Annotated in this window: 15 protein-coding genes and 1 pseudogene; 1 reads left to right on the plus strand and 15 read right to left on the minus strand. The window is 58.4% G+C overall.

The annotated features are described in order from the left end of the window. Nucleotides 1-216: 216 nt before the first annotated feature. Both QU481_RS16595 and QU481_RS16600 read right to left on the minus strand, forming a co-directional pair. Nucleotides 217-1,173: a metallophosphoesterase gene (locus QU481_RS16595; protein ID WP_289831145.1), complete on the minus strand. Its 957-nt coding sequence runs from the start codon at nucleotides 1,171-1,173 to the stop codon at nucleotides 217-219. A 125-nt stretch (nucleotides 1,174-1,298) separates the two neighbouring features. Continuing rightward, nucleotides 1,299-1,796, minus strand: a complete 498-nt coding sequence (locus QU481_RS16600) for a hypothetical protein (RefSeq protein ID WP_289831146.1) — start codon at nucleotides 1,794-1,796, stop codon at nucleotides 1,299-1,301. Nucleotides 1,797-2,238: 442 nt separating this feature from the next. On the opposite strand from QU481_RS16600, the gene QU481_RS16605 reads away from it, so the two are divergent. Beyond that, the gene (locus tag QU481_RS16605; RefSeq protein ID WP_289831147.1) at nucleotides 2,239-2,364 is read left to right on the plus strand and encodes a hypothetical protein; all 126 of its coding nucleotides are present in this window, start codon (nucleotides 2,239-2,241) and stop codon (nucleotides 2,362-2,364) included. A 166-nt stretch (nucleotides 2,365-2,530) separates the two neighbouring features. Here the strand turns inward: QU481_RS16605 and QU481_RS16610 are convergent. The 13 genes and pseudogenes from QU481_RS16610 to QU481_RS16670 all read right to left on the minus strand — a co-directional run bounded on the left by QU481_RS16610 (nucleotide 2,531) and on the right by QU481_RS16670 (nucleotide 19,606). Beyond that, nucleotides 2,531-4,046, minus strand: a pseudogene (locus QU481_RS16610) (CoA-acylating methylmalonate-semialdehyde dehydrogenase). 112 nt (nucleotides 4,047-4,158) lie between these two features. Next, on the minus strand, nucleotides 4,159-5,010 hold the full coding sequence (iolB, locus tag QU481_RS16615; protein ID WP_289831148.1) for a 5-deoxy-glucuronate isomerase: 852 nt from the start codon (nucleotides 5,008-5,010) through the stop codon (nucleotides 4,159-4,161). Nucleotides 5,011-5,055: 45 nt separating this feature from the next. Further along, entirely contained in the window at nucleotides 5,056-6,900 is a 1,845-nt protein-coding gene (gene iolD / locus QU481_RS16620; RefSeq protein ID WP_289831149.1) for a 3D-(3,5/4)-trihydroxycyclohexane-1,2-dione acylhydrolase (decyclizing), read from the minus strand. Between the two features lie 20 nt (nucleotides 6,901-6,920). Continuing rightward, nucleotides 6,921-8,852 (minus strand): bifunctional 5-dehydro-2-deoxygluconokinase/5-dehydro-2-deoxyphosphogluconate aldolase, encoded by a 1,932-nt coding sequence (locus tag QU481_RS16625; protein ID WP_289831150.1) that lies wholly within the window; start codon nucleotides 8,850-8,852, stop codon nucleotides 6,921-6,923. 19 nt (nucleotides 8,853-8,871) lie between these two features. After that, entirely contained in the window at nucleotides 8,872-9,651 is a 780-nt protein-coding gene (locus QU481_RS16630) for an ATP-binding cassette domain-containing protein (RefSeq protein WP_289831151.1), read from the minus strand. A gap of 19 nt (nucleotides 9,652-9,670) precedes the next feature. Then, the gene (locus QU481_RS16635; RefSeq protein WP_289831152.1) at nucleotides 9,671-10,819 is read right to left on the minus strand and encodes an ABC transporter permease; all 1,149 of its coding nucleotides are present in this window, start codon (nucleotides 10,817-10,819) and stop codon (nucleotides 9,671-9,673) included. Nucleotides 10,820-10,939: 120 nt separating this feature from the next. Continuing rightward, nucleotides 10,940-11,968 (minus strand): Gfo/Idh/MocA family oxidoreductase, encoded by a 1,029-nt coding sequence (locus tag QU481_RS16640; RefSeq protein WP_289831153.1) that lies wholly within the window; start codon nucleotides 11,966-11,968, stop codon nucleotides 10,940-10,942. Between the two features lie 117 nt (nucleotides 11,969-12,085). Beyond that, nucleotides 12,086-13,051: a rhizopine catabolism ABC transporter substrate-binding protein gene (locus QU481_RS16645; protein WP_289831154.1), complete on the minus strand. Its 966-nt coding sequence runs from the start codon at nucleotides 13,049-13,051 to the stop codon at nucleotides 12,086-12,088. A 56-nt stretch (nucleotides 13,052-13,107) separates the two neighbouring features. After that, entirely contained in the window at nucleotides 13,108-14,124 is a 1,017-nt protein-coding gene (locus tag QU481_RS16650; RefSeq protein ID WP_289831155.1) for a Gfo/Idh/MocA family oxidoreductase, read from the minus strand. 9 nt (nucleotides 14,125-14,133) lie between these two features. Next, nucleotides 14,134-15,249: a Gfo/Idh/MocA family protein gene (locus QU481_RS16655; protein ID WP_289831156.1), complete on the minus strand. Its 1,116-nt coding sequence runs from the start codon at nucleotides 15,247-15,249 to the stop codon at nucleotides 14,134-14,136. A 54-nt stretch (nucleotides 15,250-15,303) separates the two neighbouring features. Next, on the minus strand, nucleotides 15,304-16,206 hold the full coding sequence (iolE, locus tag QU481_RS16660; RefSeq protein WP_289831157.1) for a myo-inosose-2 dehydratase: 903 nt from the start codon (nucleotides 16,204-16,206) through the stop codon (nucleotides 15,304-15,306). A 75-nt stretch (nucleotides 16,207-16,281) separates the two neighbouring features. After that, nucleotides 16,282-17,508, minus strand: coding sequence for an ROK family transcriptional regulator (locus QU481_RS16665; RefSeq protein ID WP_346432448.1), 1,227 nt, complete (start codon nucleotides 17,506-17,508; stop codon nucleotides 16,282-16,284). A gap of 412 nt (nucleotides 17,509-17,920) precedes the next feature. Then, nucleotides 17,921-19,606, minus strand: a complete 1,686-nt coding sequence (locus tag QU481_RS16670; RefSeq protein WP_289831079.1) for an IS1634 family transposase — start codon at nucleotides 19,604-19,606, stop codon at nucleotides 17,921-17,923. Nucleotides 19,607-19,736: the final 130 nt, after the last annotated feature.

Here is a 19,736-nt window from a genome sequence, read left to right on the forward strand (position 1 = left end):
GCGGACTCATGCGGCGAGCCCCCCAGCATCCCTGGCTCGCCATCGTTCTCGCCACCCCCTGTTGATATGCCATAAGCATGACACTGGGATGCCTGCCATCCTCAGGGATGACTTCCGCGGGCTGAGTTTGATAGGCATGCACCAGCTTTCCCGCCTGAGCGATGGCTCGGGGGTTTTAAGGTGGCGCCCTTCCCGATCCCGTCCGTCCCGCCGGCATCAACCCAGAGCCGGGACGCTAACGAAGTGGGCCGCATCGAGCCGAGGCTCGCCTTCCCAGCGGTAAGCCATCAGCTGGCCACCTCTGGCCACGCTATAGTCCAGACAGGCCGCCAAGCCATTGGCGTGCACGGCCGGGGTGCCCCGCTGCCAGTAATGGCCGAATAGCACCGGAACGGGATCGGTGTACGTCAGCCGCATTGATGCCGGCAGCGGCGTGGCCGGAAGCTGCGCACGGGTGGTGGCATCGACTTCCACCGCCTGTTGCCAGGTGGTGGCTTCCGAATCCCACCAACGGATCCGCACCTGGCGGCGCGCACGGCCATCCTTGTCGTAAAACTGCAGTCCATCTGGCAAGGTGGCTTCCAGGCCTTTGAGCACGGATTCCACCGCATCAAACAGTAGACGCTCACTGGCTGGGGCATCAGGATGGGGGCGGCGAGCCGCCTCGACCAGGGTCGCGGTTGTCAACGTGCGTTCGGGAGTGAGTCTACCCCGCAGGACCGCCAGCGCCTCGGGATGCCAACAGGCATGTACGACGCGTAAACCGGGTAGCTCCAGCCACAGCGGCAGGCTCATAAACCAGTCGAGCGTTTCGGCCAGCAGCTGAGGCTGACTGGCCATTTCACTCAGAAAAGCGGCATGTTGATGACGATTCTTGTGGTTGTGCGGACGCAAGAACTCGCCTGCCATATCGGGGTCAGGCGTAGCCCAGGCCAAGGCATTGAACTCATGGTTGCCCATTGTCATCAAGGCACTGCCGGCATCCACCATCCGCCGTACTCGATCCAGCGTACGCAATTGACCTGGACCTCGATCAATCAGGTCGCCGACAAACACTGCGGTGCGGTCAGGGTGGCGCCAGGCACCGTGCTGTTCACGGTATCCCAGCTTATACAGCAGTGCATCCAGCGCCTCGACATGGCCATGCACGTCGCCGATTACATCAAATGCCATTCGTCTTTCCCCTCAGGGTCTTGGCCAGTTCCTCGCTAGACATCAGCCCCCTGGTAAGTCACCCATCGGAACTTGGATGAGCATGAAATCGCTGCTCATCCAACCCCGAGGCATCGGATTACACTTCACAGCGCGACCAGTTCTTCAGGCTCGGGCGTCTCATCCGTCAGGACCTCAAACTGCGCTGGCGGCAAAGGCTCGGTACGCAGGGTCAGTGCATTGGACACGGCAGCAACCGCCTCCGCATATTGCTGCAAATCGTCAGCGCTTTGGCCCTCGATATCATCGAAACACCGCATTTCGTCAGCACCGCTGCCGAATATCATCACGAGCGCGGCCACCCCCTCCTGTGCTGTCGGCACCAGGGCATAGGCATGCCCAAATCCGTCCCGCTGAGTCACGGTGCCAAGGGGGTGTAGCGCCAGCTTTGTGCCCAGCTCCACCAGCGCCCGGTACAGATTGCCCGAAGCCTCTTTTTCCTCGTGAAGCTCGCGGCAGAAGCTGTCCGCTTCGGCGCCTTGCAAGCCAAAACGTGAGGCTTTCGCACGGGCGAATATTTCGAACTCGTCCGGAGCGTAGCTGTAGTTGCCGATGCACACGGCCTTGAGGACATTAGTGGTCATACCGAACCCCTTTAGGATAGAAGGTGACACGTTGAGGGCAGGTCAGCTTAGCTAACCTAGCAAGAACGCTTTGATGCTATTCGCCTGAAACATCGCGCCCCAGTCGACCAGCCACCTTTGCGTGAGTGAGGCGCGGTTGGCAACCGCGGCTGCAACGATGTCCAGCGCTGCTGACTGACGACACGGCGTTTCATGTTTGCCAAGATGGGGCTTTACGCTGTCGGCATCAAGTAGGTTTTGTTAGCGGCACTAAGCCGCACCGCTTCACGAACATCCGGCAGCGCTCGATCGCCCCCCTTATCCCCCACCGCGGTGGATAAGCCGGGGGATAACCATCCCCTCTTGAACGGCAAACCCCGCCGTGACACGCCTTCCCTTGGCCCTGCCTAAAAATTGACCGATCACGGCGTGGAGGCGCTGGCCGGCGGCAGCCGCTGCAGCAGTGCGTCCAGCAGGCGGCGCGCTCGAGCTCGAGCTGCACGGTGCCCAGCGCCGCCTGCGCTGCCGCCGCTCCTTGCTGCCGTTCGGCCTCCCGCTGCTGCTGGAGCTGTTCGAGCTGTTCCTGTAACGCCACCTTCTGCTGCAGCAACTCGCGCTGCTCACGCTGCTGCCGCTGCGCCTGCTCCTGGTCGTGGCGCGCCTGCTGCTCGGCCTGGTGCTGGTCGCTCCCACGCGCCAAGTAAAAAGCCACCCCCAAGGGTGGCAAAACGTGCCCTGGAGAGAACACAACAACATCATTTCATGGTCGGCATCACAAACTCAGCTCCACTGCGGCAGCTCTGCGTCCAGCGTTCGGTCACGGTCTTCAGTCGCGTGTAGAAGCGGATGCCCTCCGCACCATAGGCATGATGATCGCCGAACAGCGACTGCTTCCAGCCGCCGAAGCTCATGAATGCCACAGGCACCGGAATCGGTACGTTGACGCCCACCATGCCGACCTGGATACGATGCACAAAATTGCGTGCCGCATCACCATCACGGGTGAAGATGGCGGTGCCATTCCCAAAGGCATGCTCATTGATCAGCTTGACCGCCTCTTCGTAGCTCGGCACACGCACCACTGCCAGCACCGGCCCGAAGATTTCTTCCTGGTAGATACGCATGACTGGGGTCACATGGTCGAACAATGTACCGCCAAGGAAGAAGCCCGTCTTGTTGCCGGCGACGACTAAACCGCGCCCGTCCACCACTAGCTTTGCGCCCTCTTCCACGCCGAGGTCGATATAGCCCTTCACCTTGTCGCGGTGCTCACGCGTCACCAGCGGGCCCATCTCGATACCCGGTTGGTCCCAAGCACCAATCTTGAGTGCACGGATCTTCGGCTCCAGCTGGGCAATCAGCGCATCAGCGGTATCGTCGCCCACCGCTACCGCCACTGAGATCGCCATGCAGCGCTCGCCCGCCGAGCCGTAGGCAGCCCCCATCAGCGCGTCAACGGCCTGGTCAAGATCAGCATCGGGCAACACCACCATGTGGTTCTTTGCCCCGCCAAGCGCCTGCACACGCTTACCGTTGGCGGTGCCGGTGGTATAGATGTGGCGCGCAATCGGAGTGGAGCCGACGAAGCTGACTGCGGCAATGCCGCGATGCCGCGATGCCGCGATGCGCCAGGATAGCGTCTACCGCACTCTTGTCACCGTTCAGCACGTTGAACACACCATCCGGCAGACCGGCTTCCTTGAGCAGCTTTGCAATCAGGAGCGAAGCGCTCGGCACCTTCTCGGACGGCTTGAGGATGAAACAGTTGCCGGCCACCAGCGCAATCGGGAACATCCACATCGGCACCATGGCTGGGAAGTTGAACGGGGTGATGCCGGCCACCACGCCGAGTGGCTGGCGCAGCGAGTAGCTGTCGACATTGGTGCCGACGTTCTCCGCCATCTCGCCCTTGAGCAGGTGCGGCGCACCGCAGGCGAACTCGACCACCTCGATGCCGCGAATCAATTCGCCGGCTGCGTCGTCCTTGACCTTGCCATGCTCCTGCGCGATCGCGGCGATCAGTTCGTCGGCGTTCGCCTCGAGCAACTCCTTGAACTTGAACATCACGCGTGCGCGTCGCAGTGGTGGAGTAGCTGCCCAAGCCGGGAAGGCGGCTTGTGCCGCTGTCACCGTGGCGTTCACTTCTTCATCGCTGGCCAGCGGCAGACGGGCAGTGATTTCACCGAGCGCCGGGTTGTAAACGTCGGCAAAGCGGCCGGAACGGCCTTCGGCCGGCTGGCCTCCAATCCAGTGAGTCAGAATTTTGCTCATTTCGTTGATTCCTTGCATTAGGCAGTGTGCTGCTACAAGTCGAGTCTCGATGCAGGCGATACCTTGCCCACGCCATTCACGAGGCACGCTACAACGTCTGTCATGCTCATGGTTAGCCCGCTGTCGCGGCATTCTGCTTTGCTGGCTCCTGCATCAGCAACCATTCGTGAGCTGGATCGTTTTTGAAGCACCATTCACGCACTGGGCCAGCCATCACATTCAGGTAGTAGCTTTCATAGCCATAAGGCACCACCACCGGGTGATAACCACGCGGCACCAGTACCACATCCCCATCCTCGACCGCCATGCTTTCGTCCAGACTGCGGTCATCGGTATAGACACGCTGGAAAACAAACCCCTGGGCCGGATGGATGCGGTGGTAGTAGGTTTCCTCCAGCACACTTTCGTGAGGAAGGGCATCCGTATCGTGCTTGTGCGGTGGGTAGCTCGAACTGTGTCCCTGGGGCGTTCTCACTTCTACGACCAGCAACGACTCAGCCACGGCACTGGCCGGCAAAATATCGGTGATATAACGCGTGTTGGCCCCCACGCCCCGCACCGATCGCTGGATGTCGTCAGGCTTGATCAGTCGGGCCGGCAATGTCCCTTGTGCAGGCGCGCTGCACAAGGCGATCTCTGCGTCTCCCAACGCGGAAATTTCGGCCTTCAGCCTAGGGGGGATATACACGGCATGCGGAGCCCGCTCGTCGAACGGCCCACTTCGCCCCCCCACTTCCGGCCAATGGTGTTCCCCGGCCCAGATGGATACGACCCCGGAAAGCAGGACCACACAAGTCTCACGCGCCGTTTCCAGCAATTGAAACGACTCACCGGTAGACAACCGCTTGACTGCGAAACCGACATGCTGCCAGCCGGCCGACTCGGATGTAACTTCGACTCGGTCACGCCCGCTCTTGGCCGCCTTGATTAGTAGACTCATGGTAAAGCCCTCAACTTGTTGCATGCGTGCGCCATGCAAACACGGCTATTGCTGGTGCCCGCACGTCAGTTAGCGGCGTTGTGCCTGTAGCTTTTCCTCGTAGGCTGCTCGGGCCATCTGCACTTGCGGTCGTTCCGAGACTTCCGGCACGGCGACCTCCCACCAGCAGCCGCCTTCTTGCGTCGTCCGCCGTGCATCGGTATCGATCACGATCACGTAGCTGCGCTGGCTCTGCCGGGCACGCAGCATGGCCGTCTCCAAGGCAGTGATGTCCCCAACATGTTCGGCCACTGCACCCAACGCTTCAGCATGCTTGGCAAAGTCGATCTCGGGTGCCCCTTCAGGTCCGGTCAGACAACTGTCGAACATGTTGTTGAATGGTTCACCGCCACACGCCTGTTGCAGGCGGTTGATACAGCCGTAGCCACGGTTATCGAGCAGCACGACGATCAGCTTGTGACCCAGCATCACCGAAGTAGTCAACTCGGAGTTCATCATCAGATAGGAGCCGTCCCCCACCATGACGATCACCTCTCGCTCCGGATGGGCCATCTTCACGCCCAGCCCACCGGCCACTTCATACCCCATGCAGGAAAAACCGTATTCCATGTGGTAACCACCGGGCACTCCAGCGCGCCACAGCTTGTGCAACTCTGCAGGCAAGGTACCGGCGGCGCAGACCACGATATCGTGCCGAGGGGAGTCCGGATGCGAGCGTTGCACGGCACCGATGACCTCTCCATCGTAGGGCAGGTAATCCGGGCCGGGCGGCGTGCGCCGGTTGGTAATGCTCTGCACCGTTTCGCGCCAGCCATGCGCCAGCCGGCGCGCACGTTCGCTCCAGGATGCATCGGCCAGCCAAGTACCTTCGAGCTGCGCATTCAATTGCATTAATGCCCAATTCGCGTCTGCCATCAGCGACTGGCCACGCCATTTGAGTGCATCAAGCGCATTGACGTTGATCGACAGCAATTTGGCCTGGCCGAACAAGCTGTGCGAACCGGTAGTGAAATCCTGCAACCGGGTTCCGATCGCCAGGACCAGATCGGCATCACGCGCCAGCTCGTTGGCCACGGGCGAGCCAGTGACCCCCACGGCCCCCATCTGCAGCGGATGATGCCAGGGCAAGGCACTTTTGCCGGCTTGGGTCTCGCACACCGGAACGCCGAAGGCTTCGGCAAAAGCGCACAATGCGGCACTGGCATTGGCGTACAGGACGCCCCCTCCCGACACGATCAATGGGCGCTTCGCCTCACGGATGGCGGCCACCGCCAGTTCCAGTTCTTCCACATCCGCCGGCATGCTGCGGATGCGCACGAGGCGATCCTCGAAAAAGGCTTCAGGGTAATCGTAGGCCTCGGTTTGCACATCCTGTGGCAAGGCGAGGGTGACCGGACCGCATTGCGCCGGGTCGGTCAGAATGGCAATGGCGCGCGGCAACGCCGTCAGCAACTGCTCCGGTCGCATGATCCGGTCAAAATAGCGCGATACAGGACGGAAGCAGTCGTTGGCCGATACGCTGCCGTCTGTCCCATCCTCGATCTGCTGCAGGACCGGGTCCGGTGCACGCGAGACGAACACGTCCCCCGGCAGTAGCAGCAACGGTAGGCGGTTCACGTGTGCCAGTGCCGCGGCCGTCACCATATTGGTAGCGCCAGGCCCGATGCTTGTGGTCACCGCCATCATGCGACGGCGGAAGTGCGCCTTGGCGTAAGCGATGGCAGCATGCGCCATGCCCTGCTCGTTATGCGCCCGATAGGTCGGGAACCGGGCACGCTGTTGGCTGAGCGCCTCGCCCATGCCCGCAACATTGCCATGCCCGAAGATGGCAAAGCATCCCGCGAATAACGGCAGACGTTCACCGTCTATCTCGATATGCTGGGCGGCCAGGTAGCGCACCAGCGCTTGGGCCATGGTCAGTCGGATGGTAGACATCAGGCAGCCCTCCCGGTTTCTTCGCGCCAGGCCTGGATCAACGCCACGAAGTTGGCGGCCGCTTCACGCCGCAACCCTGCATCGTCGAGTTCCCCGGTAAACCATTTGCGGGTAGGTTCGTAAAAGAGGGTGCGCCCCACGGTAAAACCGCGGCAAGTCTTAGCCGCACGGGCGGCGCGGAATCCCCGGCGCAACGTTTCAACCGGCGCATTGAGCCCAAGTATCACCACGCCGTGGCAGTGTGGATCGCGTAATGTGATCAGTTCATCAATGGCCGGCCAGATGGCTTCTGCGGGTTGTTCCAGCTTCCACCATTCGGGATAGATGCCAAGATCGTACAATCGCTGCAAAGCACGGTAGACGGTATCCGGCTCTTGCGGCAGATGCTTGGGCGGTATCACCTCGAGCAACAGCTCGTGGCCGGAAACCTGGGCAGCTTGATACAGGGCCAGCAGTTGCGCTTCCTGCTCCTGTCGGTTGTCGGGCCGATCATCCGGGTGGTACTGCACCAGGCACTTGATCACGTGCTCCTTCGGCCAGCTGAGCAAATGCGAGCCGATCGATCGCCCCCACTCGAATTTGAGCGGGTTGGAAAATGGCAATTCAACCGGCCGCCCGACCCACCAGCCTCGGCCGGTAGCGGCATTCAACGCATCCTGGCCATAGCAATCGTCAGCCAGGATGCCGATCTTGCCGGCCAAGCCGTAGTCTCGCTCAACCTCGGCCACAGCCTCGACCAGCAGTTGCTTGAGGTGGCCAATACGCTCCTCCGCCTGGCCGGTTTGCTGAGCGAGCTCCAGCAATTGCATGCGGTGGTCGAAGGCGAATACCAGCAGCTCATTCCATTGCGGGCGCGCTACGGTCACCCGGTGCAGATGGTTGAGACAGGCATCCTCGGCCGGGCGCTTCGGCTTGGTCTCGAGAAAATAGTCCAGTTCAGCCGGTGTCGGCATGGCCGGAGCACAGCCATGCCGGCTGACCACCAACGCGCCACAGGCATTGCCGTAACGGCAGCAGCTTGCATAATCCTCACCGCGGAGCCAGCCGTACAGGAACCCCGACAGGAAGGCATCGCCGGCCCCCAAAACATTGAGCACCTCGACCTGAATGCCGCGTTGTACTGCAGCATCTTCGATCTGCTGCGGGATGGCGCCGTCCAGCACCACACATCCGCGGGCGCCGAGTTTCACCACCAGGGTCGCATCGGACAGCCGCCGAACGGTGCGCAGACATTCGATCAGGTCGTCGCAACCGCCGGCGATCTGAAACTCCTCTTCTGTGCCGACAATCAAGTCAAACTGCGGCAAGATCGCTTGCAAATGTGCGGTAACACCGTCATCGGCGATAAAACGGGTCTCGCCATCCCCCTTCCCAGTAAGGCCCCACAGTACCGGACGATAGTCGATGTCGAGCACAGTGCGCACGTTGTGGCTGCGTGCATACTCAAGCGCCCGACTGGCAGCGGCATGCACCCCCGGACGGGAAAAATGCGTGCCGGTGATGGCCAGTGCCTTGCTCGAAGCGATGAACGATTCGTCGATATCATCGACCGACAAAGCCATGTCGGCACAATGGTCGCGGTAGAACAGCAAGGGGAAACTGTTGCGATCCTTGATCCCGAGCAGCACCAAGCCCGTCAGATTCGCAGGGTCGCGCTTTAGCTGTGAGGTATTACATCCCTCTGCCGACAGAGTGTCGATCAGAAACTGCCCCATCTGGTCGCTTCCGACCCGACTCAACATGGCCGATTTCAGTCCAAGTCGGGCCGTACCAAATGCTACATTGCCCGATGATCCCCCCAAGTATTTTGCAAAATGCGTCACATCCTCCAGACGTGCACCGATATCGGTGGCATAAAGGTCAACCAGCAGCCGCCCAAGACATATCAGATCCAACGGGCGATCTTGCGCAAATGTCATCGAATTTTTCATTGGCAGCCCATCCCAATCACTACGCCTCAACGCCCGGCAACTGTTCCATCAGTGCATCCAGGTCTTCACCACCTGCCATCACGCGCAGAATCTCCTCACGAGAAATCTCCGCCTTCTTGAAGGTGCCGTGACTGGTGCCCCGATTGAGCAGGGTGAACCGGTCGCCGATCGGATACGCGTGATTAATGTTGTGGGTAATGAACACAACTCCGATGCCGTTTTTCCTGGCTTGGTCGATATATTTGAGCACCATGCTGGCCTGGTGTACGCCAAGTGCTGATGTCGGTTCATCCAGGATCAGTACCTTGGCGCCAAAATAGGTGGCACGGGCAATCGCCAACCCCTGGCGCTCCCCCCCGGACAAGGTTCCCACCGCCTGCCCCGGGTCGCGGATATCGATGCCAATCCGCACCATTTCCTTGCGCGTCACCACATCGGCAAATTTGGCGTCAAAGCGTCGGAATATGCCACGCCCTTTGGTCGGTTCACGCCCGAGGAAGAAATTGCGGGTAATGCTCATGAGCGGCAACATCGCCAGATCTTGGAAGACGGTTGCCACACCCGCCTTATAAGCATCACGCGGGCTCTTGAATTGCACATCCTGACCATCGATGCGGATCGTGCCCTGGGTGGGCTGATGCACACCGGACAACACTTTGATCAAGGTCGACTTACCCGCACCGTTGTCTCCAAGCAGGCAATGCACTTCACCCGGATAGACATCGAATGACACCCCATCAAGAGCAATCACAGAGCCGAACGTTTTTCTGACTTTGGCAAGCTCAATTACTGGAACCATTTTTTGTCTCCCGTCGCGATTAACGGCTACTCGTGGCCATTTTGCGGATGTAATCGTTGAACAGCACTGCCAACAGCACCATCACCCCCAGGAAAACCTTGAACCAGTCGGTATCGATGCCGGTGTAGAACATACCGATCTGCACCGTACCGAATATCAGCGCACCGAACATCGATCCAATCGCAGAACCATAGCCCCCTGTCAGGAGAGACCCACCAATCACGGCAGCGATGATGGCTTCAAACTCTTTCTGGATACCGCGCAAGGTATCGGCCGAACCCGATTCCAGCACTTGGATGGTGGCGAACAAGGTGGCACTCACTGCGGAGAACATGAACAGCAGGATTCTGACCTTATCGACCGGCACCCCCATGTTGCGGGCAGCATTCAGATCGCCACCGGTTGCAAAGATCCAGTTCCCCAAGCGGGTGCGCAGCAGCATCCAAGTGGCCAGGGCGGAAATGGCCAGCCACCACAGAATGGACATCGGGATGCCCTGCACTGCCGGCAAACCATCCGGGCGCATATCAATCACGCCATGTTCGGCCAAGGTCTGGAACAGCCCGGTGAACAGATGTCCTGAAAAGAGAGAAACCACCCACGAATTTTGGTTAAGTTCGTTGACGACGTATGAAATCTGCGTTTTCCCAGTCAACATCCGCGTCGCTGCGACGGCAACCCCGCGCAAGATGAACATGGTTGCCAAGGAAACAATGAACGAAGGCAGTTTGGTGCGGACCACGAGATAGCCATTGAAAGCGCCAATCAGCAGGCTGAATACAAAGGCGATCATGACCGCGACAGGGAGCGATAATCCCAGCTTGGCGACCCCGACACCGATGATCAGACCGGCCAGCGCCACCATTGAACCGATCGACAAGTCGAATTCGCCGGCAATCATGAGCAAGGATACCGACACCGCCAAAATGCCGAGCTCAGCAGACACCTTGAAAATGTTCATCAGGCCTTCGGCACTGAACATGCCGCTGCCGTTAGCAAACAAGACAAAGAAGACATAGACGAACACCAGTCCAGATACGGCCCCCGATTCCGGACGATGCATCACGTGGGAAAACCAAGACTGCTTGGCTAGTCGACTAGCGTCGCTGCCTGCCCCCTTTTTTTCGATCCGAATGGCTTTGGACGATTCAGCACTTGCTTCGCTCATTTGCTTCTCCTTTGAAGTACGGCCCGCACGGTATTTAGAAATACCTGTGTCGCATCGCAGCGGACCACTCCTAGCCGACCCGGCCAGGAGCGGACGCTAGTCACAGCGGCAAACCGTTCTTTAGTGATCGAGAGTGATGATCTTTTGCTGTTCCAGCGCTTCTCGCATGGCGACCCCGATTCGGGTCGCTTCCCTTGCCTCAAGCAAACGCTCTCGCAGGGTATCTCCGCGCTGGATCGCATCGATAAAGGCCTGCGCCTCCAGCACGAAGGCCTGTTCAAAGCGGGCAAAGAAATCCACCACCATGCCACAGTGATTGGCATTGCCTTTCTGAACATTGACCTCGCTGGTCGGCGTGCCACCGACACCGAGAGATAGTGAGCTGTCGGTCCCCACTAGTTGCAGCGACGTTTCATCACCATGATGTGATGTACGTGAAGCATGGAAAGTGGCGAGAATATCGTTCTCGAACAGCACCGTGGCCGTGGCCGTATCCACATCGTTGCAGGCCGCCAAGCCGGGGTACATGGCGCGGATGCCCGTTGCCGAAACCGATACTGGCTTGGCGCCATTGGTCATCCACAGGGCGACGTCGATATCGTGAATGCTGCAGTCGAGAAACAGCCCGCCGGAAGTCGGCGCGAACTGCACAAAGAAACCGTTGGTGTCGATAGCATCGAGGGAAGCACAATGCAGCCGGAACAGCCGCCCCAACTCACCACTGTCCAGCAGCCGCTTGGCTTCGACATACGTCGGGTCGTAGCGACGCATGAAGCCGATCATCACCGTCTGACGGGAATGCTTTTCGGCCGCCTGCAGCACCCGTTCGCACTCATCCGGGGTGAGGGCCAACGGTTTTTCGCAGAACACGTGCTTGCCTGCTTCCAGCGCCGAGACGATCTGCTCGGCATGCAACGAAGTCGGCGTGGCCAGCCATACCGCATCCACGTCCGGATCAGCCAGCAGCGCTTCCATGTTTGCATACAGCCGGCTTACGCCAAGCTCCTGTTGCGCCCAGCTACGCTCTTCGGCCACCGGGCTCGCGCCAGCCAGCAATTCCGCCCCGCGGACTCGCCGCGCAAGATTGCGCGCATGGTTCTTGCCGATGCGGCCCAAACCCACAATACCAACCTTAACCATCTTGCTCATTTCATGCCCCTTGTCATTGCGACCGCACGACGAACAGATCCCAACTGAGAAAACAGTCCCCCCTTGCCTGGGCACTCAGGCAACCTGTCCATCGTGATGGTCAACACCGAAATAAAATCAGCGATAGCCCATCTTGCTGAGCTTGAGGACCTGTTCAGCTTCGCGCTTGTTGTTCACGAACAGAGGCCCGGTGTAGACATTGTTGAGCGGCAGCAAGCCATATTTTGCTTGCTTGTTGAGCATGACTACGGGCAGGTAGCCCATCATGTATTGCTGGGCATCGAGGGCAAAAAAGACATCCCCCTTCGCCACACCATCGAGCAGCTCTGGCGAGACGTCGAAGCTGGCGAATTTGTACTTCTTCAGGGTTCCCTTCTTGCGCAGATCGCCAATCAGGACATTGGCCACGCTGGAGCTGGTTGCCAGGATGCCGTCGGTGTTCGGATGGCTGGCCAGATAGGCACCAACGCGCGAGGTGACATCGGTCGGGTCCATGGTCATGGCCACGACCGGTGCATTGCCGCCCATGCCATCCTTGAAGCCACGGCAGCGGTCATCGATCGCTACGTTGCCGACTTCATGGTTGAGGCAAATCGGATTTTTTGCGCCTGCGGCCTTGAAACGCTCGCCTGCCAGTTTGCCTGCTTCGTACTCGGCAGCGCTCCCGACATAAAACTTGGCACCGACCTTTTTGACATCGCCCTCACCTGAGTCAACCACGATCACGGGAATGCCTGCTGCATCAGCCGCTTTGATCGACTTCTGCAATGCGTTGGCATCAGGCACCGTCACGACCAGTCCGTTGACTTTCGAAGCGACGGCTGCATCGATCATGCGTGCCATGGCAATAGGATCAAATGTTTCGGGGGCCTGGTAAGAGACCTTGGCTCCAGTCTCCTTTGCCGCGTCCTCCATCCCCTTTTTCAGAGCATTCCAGTAAGAGTCGCCGGCCTGACCGTGGGTGACGAAGGCAATACGAATCGGTTTATCAGCAGAAGCCGCCTGAGCCGTCATGACAGCCGACGAAGCAAACAAGGCAGCCAGCACACCGCGAAACAGAAAGCTCTTAGCACGTGACTTCATGATGCATCTCCTCCTTTTATTGGACTTCCCAGACTTCAAGCAAACAGAAAGAACCCTCAGTTAACTTCTCTGACGTAAACTGGGCGTTGCTCCCGATAAGAGATGTCGGCCGCGAGTGCTACACGCTCGGCGTTCAGGCACTCTTTTGCCCCGACCGGAATGGGCTTGTTATTCAGTACGCAATCCACGAAAGCAGTTAATTCACTGGCATACGATGCTGGATAACGATCGAGACAGGAAAAATGCGGTTTGTCTCGCTTCACGCCATCTTCTGTGAAGGTTTCGACCGTCGTTGGAGTCGTGTTATGGATTTTGGCTAGGCCCTTGGAGCCAAGCACTTCGGCCAATTGGTCGTGGCCGTACACGGCGAGAAGCGAGCAATCGATCACGCCGACCCCACCCCGGCCGAACTTGAGGGTGATCACAGTGGTATCGACGAACCCCTCTTCATCGGCCCGCGACGGATCGGCAATTGCGCCGCCTTCGACATAAACACGCTCGATGGTGTCACCCATCAGGTGCTGGGCCATATCGAAATCGTGCACATGGATGTCGATGAACACATTGCCGGCCGTCTTCAGTGCGCCGCGCGGCGGCAGTTCAGCTTCGCGCGAGGTGATCTTGACCACTTGCGGCGTGCCGATTTCTCCGTTGCTCACGACTTGGTGCAGTTGGCGGAACTGCGTGTCAAAGCGTCGGTTGAATCCGACCTGGAACGGCACGCCGGCCTGCTTGGCGATTTCGGCAATTTCCTTGCTGCGATGATAATCGACATCCAGCGGTTTTTCGCAGAACATCGCCTTGCCGAGCGTGGCCACATGCTTGACGATTTCAAGATGAGTTGTCGTTGCCGAACAAATGCACACGGCGTCGACTTCGACCTTAGTCAACATTTCCTTGTAGTCGGCAAATTGATTGGCGACCCCTTGGCCGGACAGCCACTCCTGGTGCTTAGCAATCGACGGTGAGGCCACCGCAACCAGTTCCGCCCCGGGAATCCCCTTGGCTAGATTGGCGATGTGCATCTTTCCAATCACGCCGGCACCAATTACCGCCACTTTTAGCTTTTTCATATCTCCCCCTCAAATCGCACGGGTTTCATTGGTCAATGCTGCACGTCCCATTGCCACAAGCAGTCGGGTGTCCCGCTCGGCATCTTCCAGGGTATTGAGCGGCTGGCTGTGGTTGACGATCGTCTCCCAGAGATACTTGAGCTCCTCGACGAAGGCCTCCTTGTAGTTGGCCCGGTGCTCGGTTTTTTGGGAATGCATCCCGTCCGACTTCCATACGGTGAGCCGAGCGGGGAAATGGTTCAGATAGGGTGATGGAAATTCGAGGTGATACACCGCATCGTCGAAATACAGGGTGATACGCTCGTGGTACTCGGCTACCTGCGGCACGGTCAGGTGCATCATCTGCCATAGGGCGGTTTGCGTATTCAGCCGTACGGAGGCCTGCCCGCCATCGCCGTTGGCAAAGAATGACGCTCCTTCGATCCACTCCGTGTCGACATTCATCTTTTGCAGCAAGCCGTGGACGACATTGATGTCGTGCACCAGGCTCGAGCAAAAGGCGCCGGCAAAGCCTCGATAACTGTTTTCGTCGGGTTGTCCATTGAGCGCCTGGGCAATCTGGGCATTCTGGCGCGCCTTGAAGTCATCGCGCATGGCCGGGGAAATATCATTGGCAAACACCAGTTCACCCTGATGCTCCCGGAAAGGCCAGGAATCCGGGTCGCACACTTCGACGCTCACCATACGCAGTTTTGCGCCATCGTCGGGCAACATGTCGTGCAGCAACTGGTAAGACGGGTCAAAACGCTTCATATAACCGACCTGCACAATCTTGCCGTTGGCATCGCGCGCCTGTTTGATGCGGGCGACGTCCTCCAGGCTGTAACAGATCGGCTTCTCGGTAAACACATGGCAACCGGCGTTCAAAGCATCAATCACCATGTCCGCGTGATAACAATCCGGCGAACAAACAAAAACGACTTCCGGCTCTGCCTGGCTCAGCAACTTCTGGTGAGATTCGAAAACTGGCAAATTCCTGTCTTTGAAAAACTCACGGACCGTTGCCGAAGCATCGGCAATTCCGACCAGTTGATACAGACCACTCAATTTCAGAATATTGGGAATATGCTCGAGTTGAGCAATCAATCCAGCCCCCAAGACACCAACACGCAATTTCTTTTGCATATCCTTGCCTCTTTTCTAAATTGTGCTGCTGAATCTGCTGCTATATCGTAAATCTCATGCTTGAACGGTGAACCCAGCGCCTTCAGCCAGCTCCTTGGTATTGCGATATCCCATCGTCGCGTATTGCAGTGGATTGGCTTTAGCGGGGTCCTGCTCGGCCTCCACCACTAGCCAACCGTTGTAATCGTGCTCGGCCAGCACCCTCAAGATATTGTCGTAATCGACCATGCCATCGCCGGTAACGGTGAAGATGCCGTTCATGACAGCCTCCATAAAGCTCAAGTCTTCTTTCAGTGCTTTATCGAGTTCCGGCTTACGAACATCTTTTAAATGGACATGATTGATACGCTTGGCATGTTTGAGCACCAGTGCATAAGGGTCGCCGCCGGCATAGAGACAATGGCCTGTATCAAACAACAAACCGACAGCCTCGCCCGTATAGCGCATCAACTGATCAACTTCCTGATCGGTCTGGACAACCGTCCCCATATGATGGTGATATCCCATGCGCACCCCGAAATCGGCCATTTTCTCTGCCAATTTGGTTACTTTCCGGCCATAGCCAGCCCAATCTCCATGTGGCAACTCGGGGCGGACTGAAGCCGGGTCATGGATAGCGCCGTGACGGCCGAAACTTGTGTCGGCATACACGACCACCTTGCTGCCCATCTCCTTGAGCAAGGTAAGGTGCGGCAAGATCGCCTCAAATTCTTCATCCACATCCTTCTCGGCAATCCTTCCGTCATACCACCCAGAGACAATCTCCAGCCCATGGGCTTTCACGATCGGGCGCAGGATATCCGCTTGCCGCGGAAATTTGCCCCCCAGTTCGCTACCGGCATAGCCGGCCTGTCTGGTTTCGCTCAAACACACTTCCAGCGGCGTGTCGCCCCCCAATTCCGGCACATCGTCATTGGTCCAGGTAATCGGGTTGATGCCAATACGTATCGTTGCCATATTGCCTCTCTTGGTTGGGTGAGATTAGCGGCGGCTCGACCTCGAGCCATTTCTCATGGCATGAATCACGGGGATTCAATCCATTTGAATGACTGATTCCATGTTCAAATAAGTTTCGGAATGTTTGATGCTTTCAGGCAGTTGCGGTGAAAAATGACGGCCATTCACTTCTCGCAGGGCCAGCGCGAGCGCGCCAAGCAAGCCTGCCCGTTTGCCCAGTGAACTGGCATCGACCGGCAGCGGATCTTCCATCATCTCGGCCAGCCAGTAACGCACCCGCTCCAGCATCTCTGGGCGCCCTCCAATGCTGCCTCCCAGAATGCATAACTCCGGGTCCAACACGCTGGCGCTTGCACCGATCGCCCTGGCGCAACTTCTTGCAACTCTGTCGATTGCCCGCAGGGCTAGCTCGTCTCCAGAAGCCGCTAGATCAAAGACCTGCGGCAGATCGATACAGGGGTTTTGACTAGCCTCGCCATAGAGTCGAAGGATGGCTTGGCCACTCGCCACGCTTTCCAACGCACCATGGCGTCTCGCTGCTTCGTCCATTTCTTCGTCCGTCAACACCGGCATGTAGCCGATTTCTCCTGCACCGCCACGCGCTCCACGCCACAGCATCCCATCGAGCATGACCCCCATGCCGATGCCGGTACCGACGGCGACAAAAATGAAACTGCCCTGACCTTGCCCCTTGCCGCGCCAAGACTCCCCGATGGCCGCCAGATTCACTTCGTTTTCCAGCAGAACCGGTACGGCGAGTATCCCGCGCAATACCGTTTCCAGCCCCCCCCCTGGAAGAGCGGGGAGGTTGGGGGCGTGATGCACACTGCGCGTTTTTCGGTCGACGATACCCGGCACGCCCACCACCACTTGCAACAGCTTGCTACGCGGGATGTCGTGCTTTTCCAGCAGCTCAGCCAGGTTCGACAGCAACTGCTCGACCACATGAGCTCCACCATCTGTCAGGGGCGCCCGGATTTCCTCCAGAAATTCACCGGCCATGTCGGCAATGCCGAGCTTGAGCTGGGTTCCCCCCAGGTCGACTACGGCCACATACCCTGCGCAGGGATTGAGTTCATAGGTAACGGCAGTTCGTCCGAGACGTCCTTGCACGCTTCCCACCTGACGTACCCAATCGCACTCCTCAAGCATCGATACCAATTCGGAAACGGTCTGCTTGGACAAACCGGTCATTTTGGCAACCTGAGCTCTCGATATCGGCCCGTGTTGGATGATGCAGTCCATAACCATTTGGCCATTGACTTGGCGCCCGAGCGCCGACTCTGACAGTATCCCGCTCATGTTTTCTTGTGCCCTCGTCGGTTGTTATTTAGTTCGGTCCATGAACTAATTAATGATCATCCAAATATTTAAGTCAAGCTACTTTGTTCATATGCAGAACTAAATACAAACAAGAACGATAACGATACCTATTTAAATTTGCGCGAATGCCTATGGCGCCCCTACGCAGAGATCAGGGAAATGCAGCAACGTGTTGATTACTCAGGAAACAGAGTGGCAGGCCAAGCGTGAAGCAGCCGCGACCCATGCCAAGGAAAAGGCAGCCTTGTAAGGCTGACAGTGGCACGCTACCAACACCACTACGAAAGCTGCCCAGGAAGCACGGGCGTGCGCCGCGTGTCTTGGTTACCCGAGTTCGACAGTTAAACGCGCAAACCATTGATTCTTATAGGGTGAGTTTTGAAACGCTACCCTACAGAAGGGGCAACTGCTTGCTGGCGGTCGGTTTCTTGACCTGCAAAGCAGACAGGATGCTGGTTTGTTCCTGGCTAATCGATGAGATCCCCGAGATTGGCTGAGTGTTGTTCAAGGTCACGCGGTGGTGTTGAATCCGACGCAGCAGTGATAGCGCCCGTTCGGGCGACAGGCTACTTTCACTGGCAGCAAGGCGCTGGCGCATTACTCGATACAGAACCAAAGCCATGAAGCAGATCATGGCGTGGGCACGGATACGGTCCGGCAGCCGGTGGTAGACCGGTCCGATTTCGATTTCCGACTTCAGCACGCGGAAGCCGCGTTCGATATCCGCGAGTGACTTATAGCGCTCGATGACTTCGTCGGGCTTCAGATCAGCGGTATTGGTCACCAGCAGGAGTTTGCCGTCCATCAGCCGTGCATGCGCCAGCGCCTGTGCGTCGATGTCGTAGCTGAACAGCTCACTCTTGAGATTGACGCGGACGATGCGCGCCAAGTGTGCTTCGCATACCTCATGGTAGAAACGCGCCCGCGCGCCACCATCCGATAGCTTACGGCCTCGGCTACGTTTGCCGGCATCTTGCGCATCGAGTTTGCCGGTCCATTCGGCTGCCTTCCGCTCCAGCTCGGCGATCAGACGGTCGCGCTGTGCGCCTTGCTCAGCGGCGGTTTCCGGGTTATGCGCGATGATCAGGCGCAAGCCTTCCCATTCAAGCTCACCGGTGACTTCCTGGGTTGCATTCAGGCAATCCGCCTGCTGAAACGGTGTCAGTAACTCGACGAAGTCGGAGTAGCGGCGCCCCGGCACCGCCAGGATGAATTCGAGCGGCTGACCGCTCGGCAGGCTGATCGCCTGCAATTCGGCCAGGTTGTCGGTGGACAGCAGCCCACGGTCGGCGACGGCGATCACACGCCGGATCGGGAAACGCTGGATCACCTTCTCGATGGTCGGCTTGAGCGTCGTGACTTCGGCGGTATTACCATCGAACACTTCGTGGTAGAGCGGAATGCCGTCGGCAGTCTGCACCACGCCGAGCATGAACTGGCGGGCGATCACGCCTTCCTTGGCCATGCCGAATTTGCGCACATCGCCATCCTGCTGCGACAGGCCTTCGGCACGGATGGTGGTCATGTCATAGAACACCACTGCCAGTTCCTGATCGAGCAGCGGACGTAGCAACGCAGACACGACCTGGTCGACGGCGTCTTGATGCACGATCAAGGCATCCATCGCACGCAGCAGGTGCTGGTGCTCGATGGCTTCGGCAACGATGCCAGGCAGGCTGACGGTTTCCAGCCAGCGCAGCACACCGAGCTTGGAGTCGGGGTCGCACAGTCGATTAAGCACCATCACCCGAACCAAGGCTTCTATGTCGATGCTGTGGCGGGTACGGCGGAAGGCTTTGCGCAGCTGACCAAAGCCCAGTTCTTCCCAAAGCTCGGTCAACGCCCAAACGTCACCCAGTGCACGGGCCGATTCGAAGGTCGGTGCGACATGGTCAGGCATGGAACGACCGGTCAGGCGCAGTAAGCCGGAAATGACGGACTCGAGCTCCGAGCCAATCTGGTCAAGCCGTCCGAGGGTGGCGACGGTGCGTTTTTTGACGCGCCCATCCTCCCCCCGGTAAGACTCGACCAGTTGAACGTAACGGCGGCTGCCGGACTTGGTGACTTTGACAAACATGCCGTCACTTTATCAGGCATATAGTGCATGTCAAATAACGGTTTTATGGTCAAAAACGTGCCACCACAAGAGTTTTGGCGAAATCGACACTGAAACCCGCATGGTTATTAGAGGTCAGCAGCGAAAACAG

This window comes from Crenobacter oryzisoli, assembly GCF_030385785.1.
GTDB lineage: Bacteria > Pseudomonadota > Gammaproteobacteria > Burkholderiales > Chromobacteriaceae > Crenobacter_A > Crenobacter_A oryzisoli.